The organism is Rhodospirillum sp. A1_3_36 (assembly GCF_047263945.1).
Taxonomy (GTDB): domain Bacteria; phylum Pseudomonadota; class Alphaproteobacteria; order Rhodospirillales; family Rhodospirillaceae; genus Rhodospirillum.
In genome coordinates this window covers 1-6801 of record NZ_JBLAVB010000048.1, presented here as the reverse complement: position 1 = coordinate 6801, position 6801 = coordinate 1, and the positions used below count along the sequence as shown (strand labels likewise).

General features: G+C 59.2%; 8 protein-coding genes. 5 read left to right on the top strand and 3 right to left on the bottom strand.

The window, feature by feature from the left end:
- The coding region (locus ACLIRY_RS26315; RefSeq protein WP_413208393.1) for a transposase at positions 1-207 on the top strand (207 nt) is incomplete at its 5' end.
- Positions 208-348: 141 nt separating this feature from the next.
- Here the strand turns inward: ACLIRY_RS26315 and ACLIRY_RS26310 are convergent.
- A complete protein-coding gene (locus ACLIRY_RS26310; protein WP_413208392.1) occupies positions 349-1668 on the bottom strand; it encodes a CapA family protein in 1320 nt (439 codons plus the stop codon).
- A 437-nt stretch (positions 1669-2105) separates the two neighbouring features.
- Entirely contained in the window at positions 2106-2312 is a 207-nt protein-coding gene (gene rpsU, locus ACLIRY_RS26305; protein ID WP_041797134.1) for a 30S ribosomal protein S21, read from the bottom strand.
- A gap of 572 nt (positions 2313-2884) precedes the next feature.
- Between rpsU and def the strand changes: the two genes are divergently transcribed.
- Positions 2885-3460: a peptide deformylase gene (gene def / locus ACLIRY_RS26300; RefSeq protein WP_413208391.1), complete on the top strand. Its 576-nt coding sequence runs from the start codon at positions 2885-2887 to the stop codon at positions 3458-3460.
- 77 nt (positions 3461-3537) lie between these two features.
- Positions 3538-4194 carry a COQ9 family protein gene (locus ACLIRY_RS26295; RefSeq protein ID WP_413208390.1) on the top strand — a complete coding sequence of 219 codons (657 nt, stop codon included), beginning with the start codon at positions 3538-3540 and terminating at the stop codon, positions 4192-4194.
- Between the two features lie 31 nt (positions 4195-4225).
- On the opposite strand, the gene ACLIRY_RS26290 is transcribed toward ACLIRY_RS26295, so the two are convergent.
- Positions 4226-4420, bottom strand: a complete 195-nt coding sequence (locus tag ACLIRY_RS26290) for a DUF1192 family protein (RefSeq protein ID WP_413208389.1) — start codon at positions 4418-4420, stop codon at positions 4226-4228.
- A gap of 128 nt (positions 4421-4548) precedes the next feature.
- Here ACLIRY_RS26290 and ACLIRY_RS26285 point away from each other — a divergent pair, with 128 nt between their 5' ends.
- Positions 4549-5553: an NAD(P)H-quinone oxidoreductase gene (locus ACLIRY_RS26285; RefSeq protein ID WP_413208388.1), complete on the top strand. Its 1005-nt coding sequence runs from the start codon at positions 4549-4551 to the stop codon at positions 5551-5553.
- A gap of 266 nt (positions 5554-5819) precedes the next feature.
- On the top strand, positions 5820-6458 hold the full coding sequence (locus tag ACLIRY_RS26280) for a DUF1013 domain-containing protein (RefSeq protein WP_413208387.1): 639 nt from the start codon (positions 5820-5822) through the stop codon (positions 6456-6458).
- Positions 6459-6801 lie beyond the last annotated feature (343 nt).

The window sequence follows — 6801 nt, the reverse complement described above, 5'->3', positions numbered from 1 at the left end:
TTGCCTCTGCCGCCATACGCTCCCGAATTAAACCCCATCGAAAACGTCTGGGCTTATCTACGCGCCAACAAACTCGCCATCTCCGTTTTTGACACCTACGACGAAATCGTCGAGCGATGCTGCGAGGCATGGAACTTCTTCGCAAACGATCAAAATGCCGTCCGATCAATCACATCAAGGCAATATGCAAAAACGGTCACAAGTTAGGGCCGCTGGTATGATATTGAAGCAAATCGTCACGCCTGCGGCGTGCGTTCCGCCCGTCGCAATCTGTTCCAGATTGCTCGGGATTTGCTCTAAATTGAGCCAAGAAGTGGTTCGATTTGGCCTCGCAGCACGCTAGAGTATCTAGCCTAAAATCAGTTTGGCATAGTGCGCCATGGTGTCGATGTACTCTTTGGGGTGGGCGTTGATTTTACCGTCCACATGGTCGGCCAGGGGCTCGATGCGGCTGATCCACCGGTCGTCTTCTACGACGCAACTCCGGAAAACCGGGGTCGCCCTGGAGGCGGTGATATAGGTTCGGGTTTCGCCGCCCAGTTTGCCCTTGGACAGGGTCAGGTTGAGAAGGGCACAGAGCACAATATGGGGTGCGGTGAAACCCCAGGTCAGGGTCCCTAGGGCATAGGTGATGATCGCTACTCGGTTGGGATCGCGCTTGGTCCGGTAATAGTCGATGGGCTGCAGGGCGTGGGGGTGGTTGCCGATAATCATATCCGCCCCGTATTCGACCAGATCATGGGCAATCTGGACCTGATGGATCCGGGGGAAGAACTCGAATTCGTACCCCCAATGGATGGAGGCGACGATGACGTCGCAGCCCTGGGCTTTCGCGTCGTCGATCTGCTGTTCCACCAGGCTCATGTCCGGTGGCGCAAACTTGGAGTGAATGCGCGAGACGTTGATGCGATAGGCCTCTGCTTCGGGGATTTGGTGGCCGTTCAGGCCGTAGGTGGTGGCCACGAAGCCGATCTTGATCCCGTTGATCTCCAGCGTTTTGCAGGTGCCCAGATCTTCCGGTCTCCGGTTGGTGCCGGAATCGAGGATTCCGTTCTCGTCCATCATCCGCCAAGTGGTCTCGATCCCCTCGAGCCCCATGTCGAAGCTGTGGTTGTTGGTGGTGTTCAGGACCGTGAACGTCTTGCCCTTATGTCCCTTGAAGGTGTCGAATTGCTCTGGGGAGCAGCATTCGAGGGGGGCAGCCTTGTCGCCGATCAACTCCTCCCGCAGGGGGCCTGTGGTTACCGGGCTTTCGAAATTGGCGTAGGACAAATCCTGGTCGAACAGCAGCGGCGCCACCTTTTCGAAGAGGATGTCCTTGGAATGCTCTGTGCCCGGAGATCGCAAGAGGTCGCCGCCAATTCCCATGGTGGCCTGGCTGTCCACCTGGAAGTTATCGGGCAGGGCAATGGTGCTCGGGTCTCGGTTGAGCAGGACGTCGACATCCATGCCGTCTTCCGGCTGGGTTATGGGATTGCGGGATTTGTAAACCCAGTAATAGATGTCTTCCAGGGTCAGTTCGTCGAAATTGGCCGCAGCCCCCTGGAATGGTCGCTGCCAGCGGCCATCCTGTTCCGCAGCTTCAACGGTCGCGAAGATGTCTCTGCGGAAGTCTTCCGTTGAGATGTCGAGAACCTCGGCTGGTACGGACGGTAACGGCTTCACCATGGACCCTTCCCCTCCTGTCAGATCATGCCCACAGACGATAGGGAGGGTTCCTTGGTTGAGCAACCGAAAGATTTTCCGTCTAGAGTATTCCGAGATCAAGTTGGGTCGCTTCGCGACCAAACTTGGCCTCGAAGATACTCTAAAATCTATATAATGAGAGTGAAACGGGGCCAGCTTGACTCAAGCTGATCCCGTTTCACTCTAGTTGGTGTCAAGCGTCGGCTTCGCTTCGGCTCAGGCTTTCTGTGATTGAAAAAAACCAATACCGCCCATCCAGGGTTTCCCCCGGGGGCGGTTATCGGCGATTGTCGGAACGGATCCCCATTCGGGGTGCCAGAATGGCGCGGATAAAAACGCCTCTCTTTCTGGCCTTCTGGACAAAGTGATCAAACGCCGGAGGGGTATGCGGATCCCTCTCCGACGGATCGACTCCGGTCCTAGAAGCCTTCGCGCTCCAGGCGCTTGCGCTCCAGCTTCCGGGCGCGGCGTACGGCCTCGGCCTTTTCGCGCGCCTTCTTCTCAGAGGGCTTCTCGAAATTGCGGCGAAGCTTCATCTCACGGAAAACGCCTTCACGCTGCATCTTCTTTTTCAGTGCCTTCAACGCCTGATCGACGTTGTTGTCGCGCACGAGAACCTGAACCAGGGCTCTAACTCCTTAGACTGTGGACCGTTCCTCGTCCGCCCGACTTTTGGGGCGTGGGATGATCCCTTGAAAGTGTGACAATCACCGATCCCGATGAAGCCGCCGAGGGTCCCGAAAACCGGGGCAACGGCGGGCTCCAGGGAAACGCGTTCCGACCGGACAAGTCCTTAAGACCCGTCCGAAGGCGCGCTTCCTATCACAGGAAAGGGGACGTGGGAAGGGCCAATCCACACCGGATCCGGCAATTGGGTCCGGGGAATGGGTCCGGTTCCATGTCCATCTTGCCCCGCAAGGTCTATCCATGCGGGGTGCGTTGTGGATTTTTTAGCATGCCCGCCCCATTTACCCAAGGAAGAAGTCGGTTCCCGGGCAAAATCGGTTAAAAAATGGTTATCTTTTCAATCGGCTACCTGGCGGCTACCCGGCGACTACCCGGAAATCTCTCCAGATAGAAGGAGAGGCTTTCAGGGCACCGGGCTGGGTGCAGAAGCCCCTATTACAGGTCGGATTGCGATTGAAAAAGGGCTCTCAGGTTGGATTTTTCTTTTTTGTCAACGTCTTAAGGGAACGCTATGGCACTGCTGAAGATCGCGCGTATGGGGACACCGGTTCTGGCGGGAGTCGCCAAGCCGGTGGCGGATCCGACTGCCCCTGAAATTGTCCGTTTGGTGGAAGATATGCGGGAGACATTGGCCGACTCCGGAGGTGTGGGCTTGGCTGCGCCGCAGGTCCATGTTCCGCTCCGTCTGGTCATCTTCCACGTTCCCTCCAGCCGCACGGGAGAGGGGGAGGGGGCGATTCCCGAAACGGTCCTGATTAATCCCGTGATCACGCCTTTAAGCGCGGGTCGGCCCGAAGGGGAGGGGGAGGCTGGAGCCGACGAAATGGCCGAGGATTGGGAGGGCTGCCTGTCCCTTCCGGGCTTGACCGGGCGGGTGCCGCGCCATACCCATATTCGCTACGATGGCGTAGATTTGACCGGCGCGCCCATTTCTCGGGAGGCCAAGGGGTTTCATGCCCGGGTGGTCCAGCACGAGTGCGACCACTTGGATGGTATCCTCTATCCCATGCGGATGACAGACATGGCCGAATTCGGTTTTGTCGAAGAAATGCGCAAGGCACTCGCCTCGGGCGGACGGGAGGGGTAAAACTCTCTGAGATGCCAGTTTTCTGAACATCCATTCTAAACATCCATTCTACTACGTCAGGCAATCGGAGATCGGACATGGAGTACCGCGATATCAAGGATCGGATCGTCCTTTCCACCCTGCCCAACATCCCCTTTGACGGCTGGTCCTTGAAGGCCCTGCGTCAGGGCGCCGAAGCGGAGGGGTTCGACCGCGACGCGGCGGAACGGGCGTTTCCCGGTGGGCCGATTGAGGCGGTGGCCCACTTCGTTGACATGGCCAACCGGCTGATGGAAGCGGATATGGAAGAGGCCGAGACGGAGTCGTTGCGGCTGCACGAGCGGGTGCGTCTGGCCATTCTGTTGCGTCTGGAACGCTGGAGCCATGAGCGAGAAGCCATCCGTCGGGGCATGGCGCTGATGTCTCTGCCTGGAAATCTGGTGCTTTCGGCCAAGGCGTCCTACACGGCGATCGACTCCATCTGGCGGGTTGCCGGGGACACCAGTGTGGACTTCAGCTTCTATACCAAGCGGGCGGAACTGGCGGCCATCTATGCCGCCACACTGCTGGTTTGGCTGGACGATACCAGCGAGGATATGGAGATTACCCGATCTTTCCTTGATCGGCGGTTGGCGGAGGCGTTGCGCCTGCGCAAGGCCCGGGTCAAGGTGGAGGAGAAGCTCTCGGCCCTGCCCAATCCGCTGGAGATGGTCTCCAGGCCACTGGATATGGCCAAGAGTTTTCGCATGCGCTGAAAGCCCGATTTGGTCTGGTATCCGATTGGGTTTAGCGCTTAAAAAACGCATCGGCGGCGGCGATGGCTCCGCCCTTGCTATGGATCTTGGCGCGGACCCGGGCGATCTCTGCCTCAAGCTCGGAGATGTAGTCCTCCAGGTCGGCGATCGTCAGGTCGTCCAGGGGGCGCTGCAGTGCTTGGTTGGAGTCCTTGGATGCGCGCGGTTCCAGGTCTTCTGTGTCCATTGGTTTCTCTCTCCATCCGATTGCGTTGGTCCGTTCCGACCCTAAATATGTCCTGGGTGGTTTCGATTTGCCACTCCCTGCTCAACGTGTTTGATCTAAAGACTCCGCCCTCCAAAGGATTTTCAGTCATGAACACCACCCTGCCGGACAGCATGCGCTGCGTGGAGATCTCCCAGTTTGGCGGGCCGGAGGTGCTGGTTCCCGGCACCCGGCCCAGGCCGATCCCCAAGGAGGGGGAGGTGCTGATCAAGGTGGCCTATGCCGGGGTCAACCGGCCCGACGTGTTTCAGCGGCAGGGCACCTATCCGCCTCCACCGGGGGCTTCGGACCTGCCCGGACTGGAGGTGTCCGGTACTATCGCGGCCTTGGGTCCCAAGGCGGGCGAAGGGTGGCGGGTCGGTGATGCGGTTTGCGCCCTGCTGCCCGGCGGGGGCTATGCCGAATATGCGGTGACCGATGGGGCGCTTTGTTTGCCCGTGCCCCAGGGGTTCTCTCAAAAAATGGCTGCCGGTCTGCCGGAGACCTCTTTCACTGTCTGGCACAATCTGTTCGAACGCGCCCGCCTGCATGAGGGAGAGCACCTGTTGGTCCACGGGGGCTCCAGCGGAATCGGTACGACGGCTATCCAGATGGCCAAGGCCTTCGGGGTGCGGGTGACTGTGACGGCGGGCAGTGCGGAAAAATGTGCGGCTTGCGAAGACCTGGGGGCGGATCTGGCGATCAATTACAGGCTCGAGGATTACACCAAGGTCGTCAAGGAGGTCACCGGGGGGCGAGGCGTGGACGTCGTTCTGGATATGGTTGGGGGTGACTATATCGACCGGGACCTGCGGATCATGGCGGAGGACGGGCGCCATGTGAGCATCGCCTTCCTACAGGGATCCAAGGTGGAAATCGACATGATGCGGGTGATGCTGAAGCGGCTGACCCTGACCGGGTCGACCATGCGGGCCCGACCGGTTTCGATGAAGGCCGGGGTGGCCCGGGCACTCGAGGAAAATGTCTGGCCATTGTTGGAAAAAGGCCTGATGCGGCCCTCCATCCACGCCACCTTTCCCATGAATCAGGCCGCAGATGCCCATCGGATGATGGAAGACTCCCAGCATGTCGGGAAAATCATTCTAGAGGTTTAAAGCATTCTTTTGGCGCCTTTCCCCCGGGCTACGATTGACCGACGCGATGACACCGTCTATATCCGCCTTAGGTATTTTGGCCGTCGCCGCGCCGAGTTAACCGGGACGAGAGGAATGCGGGGGTTGCTCCGGTGTCGTCTCCGGAACCGGTTCGCCCGTCGCTCCCTGGTCGGATCCCGTCTCCAACCGGACTTCGAAGGGCACCGCCTGGTCTGGAACGGACGGGCGGCGAGGCTGGCCTTTTATGAAAAACGCGAGGAGACACCATGGCCCTGCCCCTGATGCCAAAGGCGACCGCCGTCTGGCTGGTGGAGAATACCGCCCTGACATTCATCCAGATCGCCGAGTTTTGTGGGATGCACGAGCTGGAAATCCAGGCCATCGCCGATGGCGAAGTGGCCCTGGGGATCACCGGTCTCGATCCGGTGGTGAAGGGCCAGTTGACCGCCTATGAGATCACGCGCTGTGAAGCCGATCACAAAAGACGGTTGAAGCTCAAGCCTTCGGACAATCCGGTTCCCCAGTCCCGCCCCAAAGGCACCCGCTATACGCCGGTGTCCAAGCGCCATGACCGGCCCGACGGAATCGCCTGGATCCTGAAGAACCATCCGGAGATCACCGATGCCCAGTTGTGTAAGCTGTTGGGGACCACCAAGCCAACCATCCAGGCAATTCGGGATCGGAGCCATTGGAACGCGGCGAACATCAAGCCGCGTAATCCCGTGACCTTGGGTCTTTGTGCCGAAGCGGATTTGGAAAAAGCCATTGCCATTTCGGCCTCACGCCGTGGCCCGGGTTTTCCAATGGCCTTGGCCCCCCAGGTGGATTATGCCGATCCTGATCCCAATGCGACCGACGGAGATCCGGATGCGCATCCGGATCCGGATGCGGATCCGGATCTGTAAGGTCTGCACCCCGATCGATTAAGGCGCCAAGCCCCGCCCTCCCTGGATGGCGGGGCTTTTTGTGATCGGGCCGTATGGCCCCCCTTTCTGCTGAGTCGGTTTCCTGAGTTCGCAGCACCGGTCCGCAGGATCGAGGGAGGGGCGACACGCGGGAGGGGGGGGTCGGTTAAGTCATGTATTGCGCGGCGCAATATGTGATTTTCTTGTCCGTATGTATGACATGCGTTAGAGTCGTCCGAGATCAAGTTGGGCCGCATTCGCGGACCAACTTGATCTCGAAGCGCCTCTAAAATTTATAGAATCAGAGTGAAGCGGGGCCAGCTTGAGTCAAAGATCGGAAGAG